The organism is Uliginosibacterium aquaticum (assembly GCF_012972705.2).
GTDB lineage: Bacteria > Pseudomonadota > Gammaproteobacteria > Burkholderiales > Rhodocyclaceae > Uliginosibacterium > Uliginosibacterium aquaticum.
In genome coordinates this window covers 65,672-85,528 of record NZ_JABCSC020000006.1, presented here as the reverse complement: position 1 = coordinate 85,528, position 19,857 = coordinate 65,672, and the positions used below count along the sequence as shown (strand labels likewise).

Sequence of the window (19,857 nt, the reverse complement as noted above, 5' to 3'; positions counted from 1 at the left end):
CAGCAAGCCGCCGGCTATCATGCTGCCCATTGAGGAGAAGCCTTGTGACTGAGACTTTCGATGTAGTGGTGATCGGTGCCGGTGCGGCCGGCATGATGTGCGCCAGCGTGGCCGGGCAACGCGGCCGGCGGGTGCTGGTGATCGACCATGCCACCGCGCTGGCCGAGAAGATCCGCATCTCCGGCGGCGGGCGCTGCAACTTCACCAATCTGCAGGCCGGCCCAGCTAACTTCCACTCCGAGAATCCGCATTTCTGTCGCTCCGCCCTCGCGCGCTACACACCGCAGGATTTCCTCGCCCTGCTAGCCCGCCATGGCATTGCCTGGCACGAAAAACACAAGGGCCAGCTGTTCTGCGACGACTCCGCGCAGAACATCATCGACATGCTGGTCGCCGAATGCAGCGCTGGCAATGTCGCCTGGCGCCGGCCCTGCAAGGTCGAGGCCCTGCAGCGCGAAAACGAGGGCTGGCGGGTGGATACGGAGGCAGGCACCGTACATGCCGCGTCGGTCGTGATCGCCACTGGCGGCCTGTCGATCCCCAAGATCGGCGCCACCGACTTCGGCCACCGCATCGCCCGCCAGTTCGACATTCCGGTGATCGCGCCGCGCCCCGGCCTCGTGCCACTGACCTTCGACGCCGGCAGCGCGCCCTTCGCCGAGCTGGCTGGCATTGCGCTGGAAGTCGAACTCACCTGCAACGCCGGCTTCTTCCGCGAAGACCTGCTCATCACCCACCGCGGCCTGTCCGGCCCGGCGATCCTGCAGATCTCTTCTTACTGGACGCCGGGCGACGCCCTGCGCATCAATCTGCTACCGGACCTGAAGGTGGACAGCGAACTGCTTGCTGCCAAAAACGGCGCGCGCCAGCATGTGGTAAGCGTGGTGGCGCAATGGCTGCCGCGACGCATGGCGGAACTGCTGGTGGAGCGCGCGGGCCTCGCCGGCCGCCCGATTGCCGAGGCGGGCGACAAAGCCCTGCGGCAGCTTGCCGCCAGCATCAACCAGTGGGAGCTCAAGCCCTCAGGCTCCGAAGGCTATCGCAAGGCCGAAGTGACGCTCGGCGGCGTCGACACCCGCGCGCTGGACCAGAAGACCATGATGGCGCGCAGCCAGCCCGGCCTGCACTTCGTCGGTGAAGTCATGGACGTCACCGGCTGGCTGGGCGGCTACAACTTTCAGTGGGCCTGGGCCAGCGGCTACGCTGCGGGAATGGCAGTCTGACGAGTGCATCCGGGCCAGGAAAACTGCCTTACGTGTTGCACCCCAGCTCGATAAAAAGACAGACAACAACAACAAAAGTCCGACAACATGGGCGCAAAAACCAACTGACAAGCCTGTTTTTGCCAGACAAGGTGTAGCCAACGGGCCGTTTTTTTCAGGGTTTGTCCGCGCCAAAAACAAACAAATGCGTTCCGTCACAGGAAACAATAATTTATGCCCATAAGGGCTTGTTTTCCGCCCAACAAAATGTTTTATTTCACGCCGTCGCGCGAAAAACAGTGCGTCGGCGCAGCCACCGCGCAACGATCCGAAGCGTGGCGCTGCACAAAAACATACCTATATAAGCAGGAGACAAGTCAATGAGCTTCACCCTCAAGACATCCGTCGCAGTTGTCGCCGCCTTGCTGGCTGGCGGAGCATTCGCAGCCAACACCGGTGGTTTCGCCACCACCGACGGCGGCAATGTGGCCGGTGCCCTCGTCAAGAGCGCGGCCACCATGGACCAGATGAACGCCGAAATCGCCGCCGCCAAGGCTGCCAAACTGCCGCTGATCCTGACCTATACCGGTAACGAGGACGCGCTGATCGCTCAGGTGATCAAAGATCACACCATCGATGCCAACCACAACTGCCCGACCCCGCGCTGGAACGACGCTTACCGCAAGGTTGAGGTCAAGGACTTCACCTACGGCCTGACCATTCAGGGCGCCAACGGCTCCTCGGCCAACTTCGGCATCCCCATCATCAACTCCAGCAACGTGATCGTCCGCAACATGAAGATCGGTGCGCTGGCCGGTGCCAACAACGATGCCGACATGATCCGCGTCGACAACTCGCCGAACGTGTGGATCGACCACAACGAGCTGTTCTCGGTCAACAACGAGTGCAATGGCTCGCCCGATGGTGACCTGACCTTTGAGTCGGCCATCGACATCAAGAAGAACTCGACCCACACCACGGTCTCTTACAACTACATTCACGACAGCAAGAAAGTCGGCCTGGATGGCCACACCCAGAGCAGTGGCACTACCGACTTCCAGCGCAACGTGACCTATCACCACAACATCTACAACAACGTGAATGCCCGCCTGCCGCTGCAGCGTGGCGGTATCGTGCATGCCTACAACAACCTGTACAGCAAGATCACCGATTCGGGCATCAACGTTCGTGCGGGTGGCAAGGCGCTGATCGAACGCAACTACTTCGAAAACTCGATCTCACCGGTAACCTGCCGTTATGACACAGTGGGTTGCGGCACCTGGTATCTGGACAGCAACAACACCACCAGCGCCGCCAGCAATGCTACCTATGGCATCACCTGGACCTCTGCTGGATCGGGTGGCATCAACGCCGACACCTGGGTCTCCACGCTGACCACCAAGCCTTCGCTGACCTACACCTACGAGCCGGTTCCGGCCCAGTGCGTGAAGGACAAGCTGGCGTCCTACGCTGGTGTGGGCAAGAACGGCGCCGTGCTGACGGCTTCGGCCTGTAGTGGTTCCACCTCCTCGGCTGCTGCGTCTTCTGCTGCGGCTTCCAGCGCTGCCGCTTCGAGCGCTGCGTCGTCCAGCAAGGCTTCCAGCTCGGCAGCCGCCAGCTCGGCAGCTGCTTCGAGCGCCGCCGCCTCCAGCGCTGCCGCTTCGTCCTCGGCCAGCACCGCACCGGTTCTGTCCGGCACCGGTGATTATCCGAGCGGCTACAGCAAGTGCGCCGATCTGGGCGGCACCTGTACCGCTGGCAGCACCGGCTGGGTCGCTTTCGGCCGTAAGGGTTCGTGGGTCAGCAAGTACGTCGGTTCGGGCAAGACCATCGCCTGTACCGTGGCTGCTTTCGGTTCCGACCCGCTGGGCAACCCGAACAAGTGCTCGACCAAGTAAGCTGAGCACGCAGCAAGCAAAAGCCCCTGTCCGGTTCGCCGGCAGGGGCTTTGTGTTTTATGGAACCGGTCTGCTTCGTACGGACGTCAGACTTCGCCGATTTCCTCCAGCTCGGTCTGAATCTCCAGCCAGCGTTCCTCGCCGGCATCAATGCTGGCGCCCAGCTCGCCCTGACGCTTGAGCAGGCTCTGCACCAGCGCACCATCGCCGCTGGCGTAGAGCGCCGGGTCAGACACGCGCTCGTCGAGCAGCTTCTTCTCGCCCTGCCAGCCCTGCAGCTTGCGCTCGAGCTGCTCCAACTCCTTGAGCAAGGGGCGACGGCGCTGGATGCGCGCCTGCCGGTCAGCCTTTTCGGCCTCACGGCTGGCAATGCGGCTGGCCTTGTCATCAGCCGCCTGCACATCGACGCGCGCGGCGGCTTCGCGTGAGCGACGCGCATCGAGCCATACGAGGTAATCCTCGATATCGCCATCGAAGGGCTGGGCAAGGCCATCGGCCACCAGCAGGAAATCGTCGCACACGGTTCTGAGCAGTGCGCGGTCGTGACTCACCAGCACCATGCTGCCTTCGTATTCGGACAGCGCCAGGGTCAGCGCGTGGCGCATCTCTAGATCGAGGTGGTTGGTCGGCTCATCGAGCAGCAGCAGATTCGGTTTATGACGGATCAGCAAGGCTAGCGCGAGGCGCGATTTCTCGCCGCCCGAGAACGGCCCGACCTTGGCGTCGGCCATCGGGCCACGGAAATCAAAGCCGCCGAGGTAGTCGCGCAACTCCTGCTCGCGGGTCATCGGCTCCTGGCGGATCAGATGCTGCAGCGGCGACTCATCCGGGCGCAGTTGCTCCAGCTGATGCTGGGCGAAGTAGCCCAGCACCACGCCTTTGCCGAGCAGCACCGTGCCGCTCTGCGCGGCCAGATCGCCAGCCAGCAGCTTGATCAGGGTGGACTTGCCGGCGCCGTTCGGCCCCAGAAGGCCCAGGCGTGCGCCGGGGCGCAATTCGAGTTTGAGCTTGGCGATGATGGTCTTGTCGCCATAACCCAGCTGCACATCCTTGAGGGTCACCATCGGGTCCGGCGCCCGGTCCGGCTCGGGGAAGGCGAAATCGAAAGGCGTGTCGACGTGGGCAGCGGTGATCCGCTCCATCCGCGCCAGCGCCTTGATCCGGCTCTGCGCCTGACGCGCCTTGGTAGCCTGGGCGCGGAAGCGGTCGATGTATTTCTGCAGGTGCGCGACTTCACGTTGCTGCTTCTCGAACAGCGCCTGCTGCTGCGCGAGCTGGGCGGCGTGCTGATCCTCGAAAGCATCGTAATCGCCGGTATAGAGGGTGAGCTTCTGCGCGTCGAGAAAAGCGATGTGGGTCACGCAGGCGTCGAGAAAATCCCGGTCGTGCGAGATCAGCAGCAGGGTGCCGCGATAGGCGGCGAGCCACTTTTCCAGCCACACCACGGCATCCAGATCAAGGTGGTTGGTCGGCTCATCGAGCAACAGAAGGTCGGAGCGGCACATCAGCGCCTGCCCCAGATTCAGGCGCATGCGCCAGCCGCCCGAGAAATCCGACACCGGCCGGCTGAAATCCGCATCGCTGAAACCCAGTCCGTGCAGCAGCGTGGAAGCCCGCGCATTGGCCGAGTAGCCTTCGATTTCCTGCAGGCGGGTGTGGAGCTCGCCGATCAGGTGACCGTCGTGCGCGACTTCGGCCGCCACCAGATCCCGCTGCACGCGGCGCAGTTCGGCATCGCCTTCGAGGATGTAATCCAGTGCCGAGCAGGTGAGCGCCGGGGTCTCCTGCGCCACATGGGCAATGGTCCAGGCAGAAGGAATATCAAGATCGCCCTGCTCCTGCTGCAGCTCGCCGCGCAGCAGCGCGAACAGGCTGGACTTGCCGGTGCCATTGGCGCCGACCACGCCAATGCGCCAGCCGGGGTGAATCTGCAGGGAGAGATTGTCGATCAGGCGACGAGCGCCGCGCGCGAGCGCAAGATTACGGAACTGGATCAAGGCCGTAGGGTCTGGGAGAATTGGAAGCAATGCGCATTCTACCGGCCCGCGAGGCCCAGCTCCCCATGTCCATCAAGAAGCTTGTGTTCCTCCTGTTGATCGCCTGCCCGCTGGCCCAGGCCGTTGGCCCGCAGCCTTCGGCCGACCTGCCGATGCCGCCCCAAACCCTCGCCGAGGCGAAGGAGCAGCAACAGCTGGCGGCGGAGTTGCGGCGCGATGCGGATGCCCGCCGCAGCGAATCCGAAGCCGCCTTCAAGCGCGACGACATTGCCTGCTACGCCAAATTCCTGGTCAACGCCTGCCGCGAAAAGGCGCGCCTCGCCAATATCGAGCGCATGAAGGTGGTGCGTCAGTACGAAATCGATGCCAACCTGATCGAGCGACGCGCCAAATCCAAGGTGCTGGAACTGGAGGATGCAGAGAAATCCGCCCCGCAGCCGACCCGCCCACCTGTGCCGACGCCGAGCGGCACGCCACGGGGTGAGGCGCCGGAAGGCGGCACGCCGATCGTGCCGCCCCCGCTGAAGCCGGCACCGGCAGCCCAGCCCGGCCCGGAGGCCAAGGCCAAAGCCGATGCCGACAAGAAGACGCGCGTGGCAGAGGCCGAAAAAGCCCGCCGGGAGCGCGAGCAGGATGCGGCCGAACGCGCCGCTCGCGCCAAGGCCGACGCGGCCCGCTACGATCAACGCGCCCGTGAGGCGGCCGAGAAAAAGGCCAAGAAGGCCGCCACATCAGCCCCCTGAACCCGCATTGGCGCATCCACCACATGGATGATCCACACCCGCCAGCCCCTCCATCGGGCTGGTTTTTTTTCGTCGCGCGCTTGTATTTCGTTTAATAGCGAATTACGATTCGCTACATGACGAAAGAAAATTCCACTTCCGACGAAACGATCTCGCTCGCCGAAACCGAGCTGGAAGAGATCATCAAGGCGCTGGCCAGCCCGGCGCGGCGCGAGATCCTGGCCTGGCTGCGCACGCCCGAGCAGCATTTCGCCGATCAGGCCCATCCGCTCGAAATGGGCGTGTGCGCCGGCAAGATCTTCGAGAAAACCGGCCTCTCGCACTCCACCGCCTCGGCGCATCTGGCCAGCCTGCAGCGCGCCGGCCTGGTCAGCACCCGCAAGATCGGCCAGTGGATCTTCTATTCGCGCAACGAAGCGGTGATCGCCGCCTTCCTGCTCAAGATGCAGCACGAGCTCTGACCCCCTCCCCGCAGCCCACAAGGAACCCCACACCATGAGCATCCTCTTCGAACCCCTCCAGGCCGGCGATCTGCTGTGGCCCAATCGCATCGTGATGGCCCCGCTGACGCGCTGCCGCGCCAGCGAGGGCCGCGTGCCCAACGCACTGATGGCCGAGTACTACGCCCAACGCGCCAGCGCCGGCCTGATCCTCAGCGAAGCCACCTCGGTGACCCCGCTCGGCGTGGGCTATCCGGATACCCCGGGGATCTGGTCCAACGCCCAGGTTGAAGGCTGGAAACTGGTAACCCGCGCAGTGCATGCCGCCGGCGGGCGCATCTTCCTGCAACTCTGGCACGTGGGCCGCATCTCCCATCCGGACTATCTGGACGGCGAGTTGCCGGTGGCGCCAAGCGCCATCCAGCCGGCCGGCCATGTCAGCCTGCTGCGCCCGATGCGCGATTACGTGACCCCGCGCGCACTCGACACCGCCGAGATCGCAGACATCGTCGAAGCCTATCGCCAGGGCGCCGAAAATGCCTTGCGCGCTGGTTTTGACGGCGTCGAGATCCACGGAGCCAATGGCTACCTGCTCGACCAGTTCCTGCAGGACAGCACCAATCAGCGCAGCGACCAGTACGGCGGCAGTCTCGAAAACCGCGCCCGCCTGCTGCTCGAAGTGACCGACGCTGCCATCAGCGTGTGGGGCGCCGGCCGCGTCGGCGTGCACATCGCACCGCGCAGCGACTCGCACGACATGGGTGACAGCGATCCGCTGGCCACGTTCAGCTACGTCGCCCGCGAACTGGGCAAGCGCCAGATTGCCTTCCTGTTCGCCCGCGAATCGCAGGATGCGCCGCGCCTCGGCCCGGCCCTCAAGGCAGCTTTCGGTGGCGTGTATATCGCCAACCAGGGCCTCAGCCGCAGCCAGGCCGATGCCCTCTTGAGCAGCGGCGAAGCCGATGCGGTGGCCTTCGGCAAGGACTTCATCGCCACACCGGACCTGCCACTGCGTTTCCTGCGCGAGCAGCCCTTGAACGCGCCGAAGCCGGAGAGCTTCTACGGCTACGGTCAGCCAGATCCGCGCGTCGGCTACGTCGACTATCCGCAGGCCTGAGCAAGACTGCAGGCAGACCAAAGGGGGCTCGCCCGGCGAGCCCCCTTTTTTTCTTGTCGCAGACTTCAGCGTGGCAGGCTGATCATTTCGATCCAGTTCGGCCCCTGGCCGGCCGGGTAGCGGCCCAGCTTTTCAAGGCTGCCGTCGGCGCGAATCGCATGCACACCGAGCATGCCGGAGCTCTGGCCGGCTTCGATCAGGTAGCGTCCTGCCGGATCGATGTTGAAGCCGCGCGGCTGGGTTTCGCTGGGCCAGTGGCCGATCAGGCTCAGGGCGCCACTCCCGGCATCCACCTTGAAGCCCGCCAGGGTGTTAGAGCCACGGTCCGAGGTATAGAGGAAGCGTCCGTCCGGCGTAATGTGAATATCCGCCCCGGCGGCCTTGCCGCTGAAGCCGGCCGGCAGGCTGGCGAGGCTGGCCACCCAGCTCAGGCTGCCGCTGGCCGCATCGAAGCTGAAGCTGTGCACACGGGCGTCGAGCTCATCCATCAGATAGACGAAGCGCCCGCCCGGATGAAACGCCAGATGGCGCGGACCGGACTTGGCCGGCAGGGCCAGCTCGGCCGGCGCGTTCGGGCTCAGCAGCCCCTCCGCGGCATCCAGCCTGAATTGCAGCAACACATCGCCGCCGAGGCTGGTGGCGAAGGCAAAGCGGTTGTCCGGCGTGGCCTGCAGGTTATGCGCCATCGGCGGAGTCGGGATGATCTGGTGCGCGGGCGCTACTTCGCCGCTGGCGCTGATGCGGCTCACGCTGAGCAGATTGCCGCCATAGGAGGCGGCCAGCAGAAACCGACCGCTGCGGTCCGTGGCGATGCTGGCCATGCTCTCAGGCAAGGGGAAGTTGCCAAGGTGGCGCAACTGGCCGGATTGCGGATCGATCGCGAAGGCCGCCACGGCATAGGGCTTGGAGCGCAGGGCGGCAAACAGGAAGCGTTTGTCCGGGCTGATTGCCAGTGGCATCACCGTGCCGTCGACGGCGACCGTCTGGCGCGGCGTGAGGGTGCCACGGGCACGATCGAGCTCAGCGACCAGAATGCTCTTGCTGACCGAGCTCGATACGTACACATAGGTGCTGGTCGGCGCGCAGGCCAGCAGGCCCAGGCAGGACGAAACGGCACACAGGGTGCGCAGGCTGCGGATGTATTTCATGAGGGCTCTCTTGTTGTGGATCGGGGCCAGCTCAGCTGGCCCCGGTTCGAACGCTGCTTACTTCTGGCTCAGCTTGCCATCTTTCTGCAGGATCAGCTGGTTACCCATGCGCGCCTTGAGCGAGAACTTGCGTGCCTCGACGCTAGCATTGCGGATCAGCAGGCCACGCTCGGCCTCGATCTTCACATTCTCGAAGCTGAACGCGCTGATCGGGGCCTCGGGCACGCCGACGATATAACCCGCGGCCTTGCTCTTGCCGGTGGACACCAGATTGATGATGCGGATGTTGCTGAAATGCGGCGTCTTCACAGCATCAAAGGCCTGGGCCGGATCGGAGTCCGCCGGGTAGAGCTGGTCACCCACCACGAAGCCGCCTTCGGCCAGGGCACGGGCCAGCTCTTCGGCATTTTCCGGTGCACTCTTGTAGTAGCCGGAGAAGACCAGCGGCACGCCGACGTTCACCATCTTCGTGTCGCGGTAGGTGATGTTCGTCACCTTGCCGGCCTTGCCGCGCGGGCTCTTGATGCGCAGGCCGTACATCGAGCCGTCGAAGCTGTTGTGCTCGACCAGCACATTCGACACGCCGCCCGCAGACTCGCTGCCAATGGAGATGCCACGGCCGCCCTTGATGGTGTTGTGGGCGATGTAGATGTTGCTGGTGACGCCATCGGGATAGCGCGGATCGGCCTTCTCGGCCTTGATCGCCACGTGATCATCGTTGTTGTCGATGTAGTTGTGGGTGATGCGGATGTTGCGGCTGTCGATCGGGTCGATGGCATCGGTGTGCGGCGCAAACGGCGGGCTGACGATGCGGGTGCGGGTGACGTCGATGTCTTCCGAGTAACGCATGACCACATGGAAGCTCGGCGAGTTGGTGATGGTCACGCCTTCCACCAGCACGTTATGACTGTTGCGGATGTAGATCAGGCGCGGGCGATCCGTCGAGCCGCGCTTGGCCGGATTGGCGCGCACATTGCTGCGCCAGCGCTCCCACCACACCGCGCCCTGACCATCGATCGTGCCTTCGCCGCTGATCGCCACGTTTTCGGCGCCCGCCACGCTGATGAAGGGCAGCCAGCCGTTCTCGGCTTCGGCGTACTTGGTTTCGGGCGTGGCGCGATAGCTCGATTCGATGCTGGAGGCGACCAGGATGGCGCCCTTTTCCAGCTTGAGGCGGATATTGCTCTTGAGGAAGATCGGGTCGGTCAGATAGTTGCCGGGCGGAAACAGCACGGTGCCGCCACCGGCGAGCGCGCAGTCATCAATGGCCTGCTGGATCGGCGTGGTGTTGAGCACGATCTGCTGACGCTCGCCATTGGCACCGTAAGCGGTCACGTCGCAAATCTTGGCCGGGATGCGAATGTCGGTAACGGCCCAGGCGCTCGGTGCAAGTGCAGCCAGCGCCAGACAGATCAGGGAATGAGATTTCTTGAAGGACATGCAGATACTCCACAGAACAGAAAATGGCAGGAATCAGGGAAGCTCAGAGTGCCAGGCGCATGCTCACGGCGCCGGCTGTGCCCCTGGTCCGTAGTTGTTGAACTCCCACAGCCGGTTGAAGGCGGGGTCATCGAAATTGCGGCTGGCGGCCACATTACCGCGATGCGGCCGGCCAGTGGTGGCCGCTTTGTCCCAGGGCGCAGCAAGATCAAAGCTCTGGTCGATATAGCTGTCGCGGATCACCAGCTGGCCGTTGGGCGAACTGCCCGGCAGATAGCCGGTGCCGCCCGCACCCTGATCCCAGGAGCGACCGAGCTTGGAGAACTTCAGCGCCTGATGGCCTTTGTCACCCGTGATGCGGCTGTGGATGACCAGAAAGCCCAGCGAGGAGGCCGGCACCGTGTCCGGTGCGAAGACGATCGCCGGCACGCTGCGGCGGGTGGACACCACACGGAATTCGCACTGCTCGAACACCGCGTTGGCGCGGCCGAACACGAAGTCCACATCACCCTCGATGTAGGCATCCCGGATGTAAGCCCGCGCAATCTTGTCCAGCGGATAAGTGCCCACCTTGTTGGTGGGCGTGGGCGCCTCGCCGACGTTCACCAGGAAAGTGTCCTGACGGCCGATCAGGCGCACCTGCTCGAACTGGGCACGATCGCCATCGCTGCGCAGGGCCACCGCCTGATGGCCTTCGCGCTTGGCGTCGATCACCGATTCGAGCAGGGTGTTGGTCACCGTCAGGTTCTTGAGCTGGAAGCCATCGGCCTGCACCCACATCACGGCAGCACAGGGCGTATCCATCGGCTTGTCGGCGGCCTGGCCGGCGCACACCTGGTACATGGCCCAGGCCGGGTCGCCCGCCTTGAACTGACCGGCCGGATTCAGCGCTGCGATGTAGGCCGACGGCGGGGTGCGCGCATCCAGGGTCAGCTCGATATTCACCTCTTCAGGCTTGCCGCTGCCGTAGAGGGTCAGCGGGCCAGCATCGATCGGCACATACACTGCGCCGGTATAGGTGCCGGGCAATATGCGGATGTATTGACGGCTGCGCTTGCCGCTGGAAATCGCTGCATTCACCGCCTGCTGCACGGTGGCATGGCTGCCGCCTGCGCCGACGACGAAGTCGGCCTTCACGCCAGCCAGATCAATGGGCTGCGGTTGCCAGGGGTCATGCTCGGGGGCCGACAGCCGGCCCTTGTGCGCGAAGTAGCGCTCCCGGGTGAAACGGCCAGCTTCCTCGGCATTGAGCACAGGGCGGCTGGCGCTCCCAGGCGCGACCTGTGGCGATACTGGCTGCGACGCAAGCAGACTGCAGCCGCTCAGGGACAAGCCCAGCAGAAAGGCCAGCACAGGCCCGGCAGGATTTTTCATGACCAGCTCCAGACAAGAGAAAACAGGATGCATGCCACCGCCGATCAGCCAGCAGCCCCGATCAGGATGGCGCGGAAGTCATTCACATTGGTCAGGGTTGGCCCGGTGATCACGGAGTCTCCCAGCGCACCGAAGAACCCATGCGCATCATTGGCGTCCAGTGCTGCGCGCGGACGAATGCCCCGTGCCCAGGCGCGTTGCAGGCTATCCGGAGTAAGCAGTGCGCCCGCGATCTCTTCCTGGCCATCAACGCCGTCGGTATCGCCCGCCATGGCCCAGACGCCAGCCAGGCCATCGAGCGCCACGCCCAGCGAGAGCAGGAATTCGACATTGCGCCCACCGCGCCCATCACCGCGCACAGTAACGGTTGCTTCGCCGCCGGAGAGCAGGATGCAGGGCGACGGAAAGGGTTGCTGATTGAGCGCCACGTTGCGCACGATGCCGGCCATCACCTTGCCCATGTCACGCGCCTCGCCTTCCAGGCTGTCGCCAAGATTGAAGACGGCAAAGCCGGCCTCGCGCGCCAGTTTCGCCGCAGCTTCCAGCGCCAGCGCCGGAGTGGCGATGAAGTGGCAGCTGCTGTTCGCCAGGCGCGGGTCGCCAGGTTTCACCGATTCGCCCTCGCCACTCTCCAGCAAGCGGCGCGCGGCGGCCGGCAGAACCACGCCGTAGCGCTCGACAATGGCCAGCGCATCGGCGCAGCTCGTAGGATCAGCCACGCTAGGGCCGGAGGCGATATCCACCGGATGATCGCCCGGTACATCGGAAATCAGCAGGGTCACCACGCGCGCCGGATAGCAGGCCGCAGCGAGGCGCCCGCCCTTGATCGCCGAGAGGTGGCGGCGCACACAGTTCATCTCGCTGATCGTGGCCCCGGAGGCCAGCAGGGCGCGATTGATCGCCTGCTTGTCTGCCAGCGTCAGCCCTTCCAGCGGCAGCGGCAGCAATGCCGAGCCGCCGCCTGAAATCAGGCACAACACGGTGTCGTCGGCCGTCAGGCCACTCACGAGTTCAAGCATGCGGCGCGCTGCATTGAGGCCATTCTCATCCGGCACCGGATGCGCTGCAGTGGCGATCTCGATGCGCTGGCAGGACACCTCGTAGCCGTAGCGCGTGACCACCAGCCCGCTGAGCGGCCGCGCCCAATGCCCTTCAACCACCCGCGCCATCTCGGCCGAAGCCTTGCCGGCACCGATCACCACCAAGCGCCCGCGCGGAGGTGGTGGCAGAAAGGGTGGCAGGCAACGTGCCGGCTGGGCGGCGGCCACCGCCGCCGCGAACATCTGGCGCAGGAGCACCTGAGGATCGTGCGTCACGCCGTGCCCTTTCCTCAGGCGGATTGCCCGATTTCGAAATTGGCCATCAACTCCAGCGCGCGCACCATGCCGGAGTGATCCCAGGCTTCGCCGCCATGTGCGGCGCAGCTGTTGAACAACTCCTGGCAAGTCGCAGTGTTGGGCAGCGACAGGCCCAGCGTACGCGCGGTGGACAGTGCGAGGTTCAGATCCTTCTGATGCAGGGCGATGCGGAAGCCCGGTGCGAAGTTGCGCTTGATCATGCGTTCGCCATGCACTTCGAGAATCCGCGAGTTGGCAAAACCGCCCATCAAAGCCTGGCGCACCCGGGCCGGATCGGCACCGGCCTTGGAAGCCAGCAGCAGGGCTTCGCCGACCGCTTCGATGGTCAGCGCGACGATGATCTGGTTGGCCACCTTGGTGATCTGGCCGGCACCGGCCTCGCCCACCAGGGTGATGTTCTTGCCCATCTTCTCGAACAGCGGACGCACGCGTTCGAAGACGCTCTCCTTGCCGCCGCACATGATGGTCAGGCTGGCGGCCTTGGCACCCACATCGCCGCCAGAGACCGGTGCGTCGATGTAGTCGGCGCCGAGGGCTTCGATCTTCTGCGCGAATTCCTTGGTGGCTACCGGCGAGATGGAGCTCATGTCCACCACCACCTTGCCGGCCGAAATGCTCTCCGCCACACCGTTTTCACCGAAGAGCACGGCTTCGACGTGCGGGGTGTCCGGCACCATGATGATCACGATATCGGCCTGAGCCGCAACTTCGGCCGCGCTGCGGCAGGCGATGCCGCCAGCGGCGACGAGTGAGGACGGCACTTCGCCAACAGTGTGCAGATAGGCCGGGTAGCCCGCAGCGATGAGATGGCCCGCCATCGGCGTGCCCATGATGCCGAGGCCGATGAAACCGATTTTTTCCATGTCCAGACTCCTGTGATTGTCCTGTGATTGAAGCGCGGCCTCAGGCGGCCTGAGGGCAAGTGTTCTTGAGCGGCGCAAAGCGTGCCGCGAGTTGCTCGGAGGCCCGCGCCAGCAGCGCAATGTCGGCCCCCACGGCAGTGAAGCAGCAGCCCCATTCGATGTACTGACGCGCCTGGGCCTCGTCGCCGGTGAGGATGCCGGCCGGCTTGCCGGCGGCGCGGATGCGCTTCACGGCGTCTGCAATCGCAGCCTGCACCTGCGGATGGCCCGGATTGCCGATCTGCCCCATGGCCGCCGACAGATCGCCGGGGCCGATGAAGATGCCGTCAACGCCTTCGACGGCAGCAATGGCTTCGATCTGCTCCAGGGCTTCGACGGTTTCCACCTGCACCACCACGCAGATCTCATCGGCGGCGCGCTGGTGGTAATCCTTGATGCGACCGAAACGCGAAGCGCGCGACAAGCCGGTGAAACCGCGCAAGCCGCCGTCGTGCGGATAGCGCGTGGCGGCCACCGCTTCGGCGGCCTCCTGAGCGTTCTGCACCTGCGGAATCAGCAGGGTCTGGGCACCAATGTCGATCACCCGCTTGATCAGCACCTTGTCATTCCAGGCCACGCGCACCACGGCACTGCTGCCGCCCTCGGACAGGGCCTGGAGCTGCTGGTGCAACTGGAAGGTTTCGTTGGGCGAGTGTTCGGCGTCCAGCACGATCCAGTCGAAGCCAGAGCCGCCGATGACTTCGGTGCTGACATGGTTCGACAGATGCGACCACAGGCCGATCTGCAATTGGCCTTCAGCGAGGCCGCGTTTGAAACGGTTGAGGATCATGTCCACGGTGGATTCTCCTGGGTTCAGACGGCTTCAGCGGGAGTGAGGTCGGCCCCGACTTCAGCCATCTCGCGGCTGTAGTGGCGGCTCGCTTCGACCAGCATGCGGGTATAGGGGTGCTCGGGTACCGCGCCGACCAGACTGGCGCTTTCGATCAGATCGACGATGCGGCCCTGCTGCATCACCGCCACGCGGTCGCACAGATGAGCGACCACGCCCAGATCGTGCGTCACCAGCAGGTAGGTGAGGCCTTCCTGTTTGCGCAGGTCGGCCAGCAGGTTGAGGATTTCGGCCTGCACCGACACATCCAGTGCCGAGGTCGGTTCATCCAGCAACAGGATGCGCGGCTCGAGGATCAGCGCGCGCGCAATCGCCACGCGCTGGCGCTGACCGCCGGAGAGCTGGTGCGGATAGCGATAGCGGAAATTGGTCGGCAGGCCGACCTTGGTCAGGATGCTGTCGATGCGTCGGCTGGCATCGGTAATGCCGTGAATCGCCAGCGGCTCGCTGAGCGCGGTCTCCACCGTGTGGCGTGGGTGCAGCGAGCCGTAGGGGTCCTGAAAAACCATCTGCAGCTTGCGGCAGCGTGCCTTGTCGAGCTTGCGGCCAAGCCTCTCACTGTTGATGGCAAGGCTCCCGCTCCAGTGGCTGTACTGGCCGGCGAGACAGCGCAATACGGTGGTCTTGCCGGAGCCGGATTCACCGACCAGACCAAAGGCCTCGCCGTCGCCCACGTCGAAGCACACATCGTGCAGTACCTGATTGGCCTCGGCGCCTTCGCCGAAACTGAGATTGAGTTTGTCGACTTCGATCATTGCCATTGCGTTCTCCTCAGGCGCCGATGGGCTGGGTGAGCCAGGCCGGGTCGCGCTGCAGCACCGGCAGGCGCTCGCGGCGCTGGTCCACGCTGGGCAAGGACGCCAGCAGGCCCTGGGTATAGGGGTGCTTCGCGTTGTCCAGATCGCTGGCGGCGATTGATTCAACGACGCGGCCGGCATACATCACGAGCACCCGGTCGCAGAAGCTGCGCACCAGGTTCAGATCGTGGCTGATGAAGATCAGGCCGAGGCCACGCTTGGAAACGAGATCGTCCAGGGTAGCCAGCACCTGCAGGCGCACCGATACGTCGAGCGCGGAAGTCGGCTCGTCGGCGATCACCACTTCGGGCTCGGTGATCAGCATCATGGCGATCATGATGCGCTGGCCCATGCCGCCGGACACTTCGTGCGGATACATGCGGAACACGCGCTGCGGATCGCGGATGCGCACCGCTTCGAGCATCGCCAGCGCGCGCTGATTGGCCTCGGCACGCGCGACCTTGTGGTGCGCCAGATAGGCCTCGGCAATCTGGTCGCCGACGCGCATCACCGGGTTCAGCGAGTACTTCGGATCCTGCATGATCATCGACATGCGCTGACCACGAATGGACTGCATGGTTTTCTCGGAGCAGGTGGCCAAATCGATGTCGCCGAACTGCATCTTGCTGGCGGTGATGCGCGCGCTCTTCGGATGCAGGCGCAGCAGGGTACGGCCCACGGTGGACTTGCCCGAGCCGGATTCGCCGACGATGGCCAGCTTCTCGCGGCCGAGGCTGAAGGACACCCCGCGCACCGCGTCGACCAGTGCGCCGCCACTGGTGAAACTCACGCGCAGGTCTTCCACCTGCAGCAGGGGCTGATTGGTTTGATTCATCATGATTACGTCCCAGGAAGGGCTAACAAAATGAAGTGAAGCGCAGCGAAACGGTGCTGACGAGGCGTAGCCGCGCAGACAGTACAAGTGGTACGGCAAGCGGCTGCAACAAAGTCAGCATCATTTTTTAGCCCTTCCTATTCGGAGCGCGGGTCGAGCACGTCGCGCATGCCGTCGCCGAAGAGGTTGAAGGCCAGGCTGGCAAACATGATGGCGGCGCCGGGCATGGCCACCAGCCACCAGCACTCCAGCATGTAGCGGCGCCCCGCCGAGATCATCGCGCCCCACTCCGGCACCGGCGGCTGGGCGCCGAGGCCCAGGAAGCCGAGGCCGGCAGCGGTGAGGATGATGCCGGCCATGTTCATGGTCAGGCGCACCACCACCGAAGACAGGCACATCGGCGCCACATGGCGCAGCAGGATGCGGGTGGCAGAAGCGCCCTGCAGCTGCACCGCGACGATGTAGTCAGCCTTGCGCAGCGACAGCGTTTCGGCGCGGGCCAGACGCGCGATCGGCGGCCAGGCAGTGAGTGCGATGGCGATCACGGCATGATCCAGCCCCGGGCCGAGGGCGGCGACGAAAGCCAGGGCAAGCACCAGACCGGGGAAGGAAATGAAGATGTCGGTGATGCGCATGAACACCGTATCCACCCAGCCGCCGAAGTAGCCCGAGATCACACCGATCGCGAGGCCGACCGGGCCGACGATCACGGTCACCAGCGAGATGATGTAGAGCGTGATGCGCGAGCCATAGACGAGGCGGCTGAAAATGTCGCGGCCATATTCGTCGGTGCCGAACCAGTGTGCGGCATCCGGCGCCTTGAGGGTGTTGGCCAGATCCTGAGCCAGCGGGTCGTGGGTGGCAATCCAGGGCGCGAAAGCGGCCAGCAGCAGCAGTGCGCCGATCACCACCAGGCCCGCCACCGACAGCGGATTGCGCACCAGCTTGCGCAGGTTACGCGCCAGGTTCTGGCGCAGGGCCTGGGCGGAGGATTGCGGCGTTTGCTCGCAAGCCGCAGCGGGAAGAGTTGTCGTGGTCATGGTGCCTGCCTTATCGAGTGCGGGGGTCAAACACCTGGTAGAGCGCATCGGCCACCAGATTCAGGGTCACGAAGATGATGCCGATCAGCAGCACACAGCCCATCACCGCGTTCATGTCGCCCAGCAGCAGGCTGGAAGTGAGGTAGCTGCCGAAGCCGGGCCAGGCGAACACGGTTTCGATCAGCACCGCACCTTCGAGCAGCGAGCCGTAGGCCAGGGCAACGATGGTCAGCAACTGCACCAGGATGTTGCGGAAGGCATGGCGCCAGACCACCTCGAACTCCGAGAGGCCCTTGACCCGCGCGGTGATGATGTATTCCTGGTTGAGCTGGTTGAGCATGAAGGAGCGCGTCATGCGGGCGATGTAGGCCATCGAGTGCAGGCCCAGGATGCAGGCCGGCAGGGTGATGTGGCGGATGGCGCTCTGGAATACTTCCCACTCGCCGGCCAGCGCCGCGTCGATCAGCAGCAGGCCCGTGCGGCTCTGCACCAGACCGTCGTAGGCCAGATCGACGCGCCCGGCGCCGCCGGCCCAGCCGAGCCAGGCGTAGAAGATGATCAGGCCCATCATGCCGAACCAGAACACGGGTACTGAATAACCACACAGGCTGATCACGCGCACCACCTGATCACCGAGGCGGCCCTTGCGGGTGGCGGCGAACACGCCCAGCGGCACGCCGACACAGGTACCAAAGAGAATCGCGATGGTGGCCAGCTCGATGGTGGCCGGGAAAACGCGGGCGATGTCGGCCGTGACGGCGTTGCCGGAGAGCAGCGCACGGCCCAGATCCCCGTGCAGCAGATCGCGCAGGTAGTAGGCGAACTGCATGTAGAGCGGCTGGTCCAGCCCGAGCTGGTGGAAGACCTGATCGTAGGTGGACTGGTCGGCGTCGGAACCGACGATGGACAGCACCGGGTCCAGCGGCATCACGCGGCCGATGAAGAAGGTCATGGCCAGCAAGCCCAGCAGGGTCACTGCCACGATGCCCAGGCGATGGCCGAAACCGGTCAGCCGGCGCGCGGAACGGCCAGAAGGAAAGAGGATCGACATGGAATGCTCCGTTGCGACAGGAGGCGCTCATCCGCAGAGCGCGGATGAGCGATCGGGAACTCAGCGCTGCTTGTAGACCTCGCGCCAGCGCGTGGTCGAAGCCGGGTGACTGTGGAAGTTGCGCAGATCCTTCTGCAACACCACGGTATCCACCATCTGCGACACCGGCTGGATCGCGCCCACCTGCGCGTCATACAGTTTCTGAACTTCCTGATACATGGCGGTCTGCTTTTTCTCGTCCTGCTCGACCTCGGCCTTCTCGATCAGGGCGTTGATCTCGGGGCTGATGAAGGAGGTGCGCCAGCCCTGGAAGTTGGTCAGCTTGGCCTCATCCCGGTTGTCCGGGTTGTAGACCAGGGAGCGCAGGCTGCTGTGCGGGTGCGGCTCGGCCCCACCGCCGCCGCGGCCGACGATGATCTCGAAGTTGCGATCACGCATCGCGCCATACACCTGGTTGCCAGTACCCGGAACTACGCTGGCCTCGATGCCGCCCAGCGCCAGAGTGGATTGCAGATTGGTGGCAATATTGATGAAGGGCGGGTCGGAGAGCACGCGGATAGTGGTCTTGAAGCCATTAGGGAAGCCGGCTTCCGCCAGCAGCTTCTTGGCCGCCGGCACATCGAGCTTGTAGCCAGGGTTGGGCAGGGTTGCCGGCAGGCCCATCTGCACCGGGCGCTGATGGTAGAGGCCGTAGTTGGGCATCACCGTCTTGTTGATGCCGTCATAGTCGATGAGCGCACGGATGGCCTGACGCACACGCTTGTCAGCGAACTTCGGGTCCTTCACGCTGACCGCCACGTAATACACATTGCCACGCTTGACTGCCTCGATCACGGCATTCGGATTCTTCTTCATCGACTCCACATCCGGCACCGACATGCCGGCGGCCACATCGATATCGCCGCGCTCGAGCATCAGGCGCAGGGTCTGTGATTCGGTCATGTGGCGCAGCACCACGCGCTTCAACTTGGCCGGACCGCGCCAGTAGCCGTCAAAGCGGCTCATCAGCAGTACATCCTTCTGGCGCCAGTCGTTCAGCGCGAAGGGGCCGGAGCCGGCTTCGTTGGTGGTGAGCCAGGCCTTGCCCATGTCGCCATCCTTCTCGTTGGCCATCACCTTCTTGCGATCCAGCACCATGGCGCCCACCGAGGTGCCGAGGGTGTAGATCACCAGCTTCGGATCGGTCGGCTCGGGCAGGGTCAGCACCAGGGTTTCGGCATCCAGCGCGCGGATGTTCTGCTCCACATTGGCCGCGGAAAAGCCGTAGCTCTTCCACACCGAAGCCAGCGCGAGGTTCAGCTTCAGCACACGCTGCAGTGACCAGGCGGCGTCTTCAGCCGTCAGCGGATTACCCGAATGGAATTTCACGCCCTTGCGGATCTTGAACGTGATGCTGCGGTTGTCCGGTGCCACCGTCCAGCTTTCGGCCAGACCCGGCAGGATCTTGTAGGTGTCGGCCGGGTCCAGTTCGACCAGCGAGTCGTACATGTTGGCATTCACCTCGACCACATCATTGCCGGTGGCGCCGGCCGGATCGAGCGACAGCAGATTGTTCATGCTCATGCCGACAATCAGCTGATCGGCCGGCGTCTTGGCGGCGGCCAGACCGCTGGCCAGGGCCATCGCGACGGCGGATGCAACCAGAAGGCGATTGAATTTCATGCG

Annotated in this window: 17 protein-coding genes; 5 read left to right on the top strand and 12 right to left on the bottom strand. The window is 64.5% G+C overall.

The window, feature by feature from the left end; translation table 11 throughout:
• Positions 1 to 44 precede the first annotated feature (44 nt).
• Together HJ583_RS18075 and HJ583_RS18070 are read left to right on the top strand one after the other, a co-directional pair.
• A complete protein-coding gene (locus tag HJ583_RS18075) occupies positions 45 to 1,223 on the top strand; it encodes a BaiN/RdsA family NAD(P)/FAD-dependent oxidoreductase (protein WP_170023222.1) in 1,179 nt (392 codons plus the stop codon).
• Positions 1,224 to 1,582: 359 nt separating this feature from the next.
• The gene (locus HJ583_RS18070; protein WP_170023221.1) at positions 1,583 to 3,100 is read left to right on the top strand and encodes a pectate lyase family protein; all 1,518 of its coding nucleotides are present in this window, start codon (positions 1,583 to 1,585) and stop codon (positions 3,098 to 3,100) included.
• An 86-nt stretch (positions 3,101 to 3,186) separates the two neighbouring features.
• Here the strand turns inward: HJ583_RS18070 and HJ583_RS18065 are convergent, their stop codons facing one another.
• Positions 3,187 to 5,097, bottom strand: a complete 1,911-nt coding sequence (locus tag HJ583_RS18065) for an ATP-binding cassette domain-containing protein (protein WP_170023220.1) — start codon at positions 5,095 to 5,097, stop codon at positions 3,187 to 3,189.
• A gap of 29 nt (positions 5,098 to 5,126) precedes the next feature.
• Between HJ583_RS18065 and HJ583_RS18060 the strand changes: the two genes are divergently transcribed.
• The 3 genes from HJ583_RS18060 to HJ583_RS18050 all read left to right on the top strand — a co-directional run bounded on the left by HJ583_RS18060 (position 5,127) and on the right by HJ583_RS18050 (position 7,397).
• Positions 5,127 to 5,840, top strand: coding sequence for a hypothetical protein (locus HJ583_RS18060; RefSeq protein WP_170023219.1), 714 nt, complete (start codon positions 5,127 to 5,129; stop codon positions 5,838 to 5,840).
• 116 nt (positions 5,841 to 5,956) lie between these two features.
• Entirely contained in the window at positions 5,957 to 6,301 is a 345-nt protein-coding gene (locus tag HJ583_RS18055; protein ID WP_170023218.1) for an ArsR/SmtB family transcription factor, read from the top strand.
• A gap of 34 nt (positions 6,302 to 6,335) precedes the next feature.
• Positions 6,336 to 7,397, top strand: coding sequence for an alkene reductase (locus HJ583_RS18050; protein ID WP_101940391.1), 1,062 nt, complete (start codon positions 6,336 to 6,338; stop codon positions 7,395 to 7,397).
• Between the two features lie 65 nt (positions 7,398 to 7,462).
• On the opposite strand, the gene HJ583_RS18045 is transcribed toward HJ583_RS18050, so the two are convergent.
• The 11 genes from HJ583_RS18045 to HJ583_RS17995 all read right to left on the bottom strand — a co-directional run bounded on the left by HJ583_RS18045 (position 7,463) and on the right by HJ583_RS17995 (position 19,854).
• Complete coding sequence (locus HJ583_RS18045; RefSeq protein ID WP_170023217.1) at positions 7,463 to 8,545, bottom strand: lactonase family protein; 1,083 nt, start codon at positions 8,543 to 8,545, stop codon at positions 7,463 to 7,465.
• A gap of 57 nt (positions 8,546 to 8,602) precedes the next feature.
• Positions 8,603 to 9,985 carry a glycoside hydrolase family 28 protein gene (locus tag HJ583_RS18040; RefSeq protein WP_170023216.1) on the bottom strand — a complete coding sequence of 461 codons (1,383 nt, stop codon included), beginning with the start codon at positions 9,983 to 9,985 and terminating at the stop codon, positions 8,603 to 8,605.
• Positions 9,986 to 10,048: 63 nt separating this feature from the next.
• Positions 10,049 to 11,359 (bottom strand): putative acyl-CoA thioester hydrolase, encoded by a 1,311-nt coding sequence (locus HJ583_RS18035; protein ID WP_170023215.1) that lies wholly within the window; start codon positions 11,357 to 11,359, stop codon positions 10,049 to 10,051.
• A 44-nt stretch (positions 11,360 to 11,403) separates the two neighbouring features.
• Entirely contained in the window at positions 11,404 to 12,642 is a 1,239-nt protein-coding gene (locus HJ583_RS18030) for a glycerate kinase type-2 family protein (RefSeq protein WP_170023280.1), read from the bottom strand.
• A 47-nt stretch (positions 12,643 to 12,689) separates the two neighbouring features.
• Positions 12,690 to 13,658, bottom strand: a complete 969-nt coding sequence (locus HJ583_RS18025; RefSeq protein ID WP_328824944.1) for a 2-hydroxy-3-oxopropionate reductase — start codon at positions 13,656 to 13,658, stop codon at positions 12,690 to 12,692.
• On the bottom strand, positions 13,621 to 14,409 hold the full coding sequence (locus tag HJ583_RS18020) for an aldolase/citrate lyase family protein (protein ID WP_217423506.1): 789 nt from the start codon (positions 14,407 to 14,409) through the stop codon (positions 13,621 to 13,623). The genes HJ583_RS18025 and HJ583_RS18020 overlap by 38 nt, the downstream gene beginning before the upstream one ends.
• Positions 14,410 to 14,432: 23 nt before the next feature.
• Positions 14,433 to 15,230, bottom strand: a complete 798-nt coding sequence (locus tag HJ583_RS18015; protein ID WP_170023212.1) for an ABC transporter ATP-binding protein — start codon at positions 15,228 to 15,230, stop codon at positions 14,433 to 14,435.
• Between the two features lie 10 nt (positions 15,231 to 15,240).
• Positions 15,241 to 16,104, bottom strand: a complete 864-nt coding sequence (locus HJ583_RS18010; RefSeq protein WP_170023211.1) for an ABC transporter ATP-binding protein — start codon at positions 16,102 to 16,104, stop codon at positions 15,241 to 15,243.
• A gap of 134 nt (positions 16,105 to 16,238) precedes the next feature.
• Positions 16,239 to 17,141 (bottom strand): ABC transporter permease, encoded by a 903-nt coding sequence (locus tag HJ583_RS18005; protein WP_170023210.1) that lies wholly within the window; start codon positions 17,139 to 17,141, stop codon positions 16,239 to 16,241.
• Positions 17,142 to 17,151: 10 nt separating this feature from the next.
• On the bottom strand, positions 17,152 to 18,192 hold the full coding sequence (locus HJ583_RS18000) for an ABC transporter permease (RefSeq protein ID WP_170023209.1): 1,041 nt from the start codon (positions 18,190 to 18,192) through the stop codon (positions 17,152 to 17,154).
• Positions 18,193 to 18,252: 60 nt separating this feature from the next.
• The gene (locus HJ583_RS17995) at positions 18,253 to 19,854 is read right to left on the bottom strand and encodes an ABC transporter substrate-binding protein (protein ID WP_170023208.1); all 1,602 of its coding nucleotides are present in this window, start codon (positions 19,852 to 19,854) and stop codon (positions 18,253 to 18,255) included.
• Positions 19,855 to 19,857: the final 3 nt, after the last annotated feature.

Bases quoted from the DNA above. Each gene is read 5' to 3' on its own strand.
- HJ583_RS18070 (WP_170023221.1), top strand. From the start codon at position 1,583: ATGAGCTTCACCCTCAAGACATCCGTCGCAGTTGTCGCCGCCTTGCTG.
- HJ583_RS18060 (WP_170023219.1), top strand. From the start codon at position 5,127: ATGCGCATTCTACCGGCCCGCGAGGCCCAGCTCCCCATGTCCATCAAG.
- HJ583_RS18055 (WP_170023218.1), top strand. From the start codon at position 5,957: ATGACGAAAGAAAATTCCACTTCCGACGAAACGATCTCGCTCGCCGAA.
- HJ583_RS18050 (WP_101940391.1), top strand. From the start codon at position 6,336: ATGAGCATCCTCTTCGAACCCCTCCAGGCCGGCGATCTGCTGTGGCCC.
- HJ583_RS18045 (WP_170023217.1), bottom strand. From the start codon at position 8,545: ATGAAATACATCCGCAGCCTGCGCACCCTGTGTGCCGTTTCGTCCTGC.
- HJ583_RS18040 (WP_170023216.1), bottom strand. From the start codon at position 9,985: ATGTCCTTCAAGAAATCTCATTCCCTGATCTGTCTGGCGCTGGCTGCA.
- HJ583_RS18035 (WP_170023215.1), bottom strand. From the start codon at position 11,359: ATGAAAAATCCTGCCGGGCCTGTGCTGGCCTTTCTGCTGGGCTTGTCC.
- HJ583_RS18030 (WP_170023280.1), bottom strand. From the start codon at position 12,642: ATGTTCGCGGCGGCGGTGGCCGCCGCCCAGCCGGCACGTTGCCTGCCA.
- HJ583_RS18020 (WP_217423506.1), bottom strand. From the start codon at position 14,409: ATGATCCTCAACCGTTTCAAACGCGGCCTCGCTGAAGGCCAATTGCAG.
- HJ583_RS18015 (WP_170023212.1), bottom strand. From the start codon at position 15,230: ATGGCAATGATCGAAGTCGACAAACTCAATCTCAGTTTCGGCGAAGGC.
- HJ583_RS18010 (WP_170023211.1), bottom strand. From the start codon at position 16,104: ATGATGAATCAAACCAATCAGCCCCTGCTGCAGGTGGAAGACCTGCGC.
- HJ583_RS18005 (WP_170023210.1), bottom strand. From the start codon at position 17,141: ATGACCACGACAACTCTTCCCGCTGCGGCTTGCGAGCAAACGCCGCAA.
- HJ583_RS18000 (WP_170023209.1), bottom strand. From the start codon at position 18,192: ATGTCGATCCTCTTTCCTTCTGGCCGTTCCGCGCGCCGGCTGACCGGT.
- HJ583_RS17995 (WP_170023208.1), bottom strand. From the start codon at position 19,854: ATGAAATTCAATCGCCTTCTGGTTGCATCCGCCGTCGCGATGGCCCTG.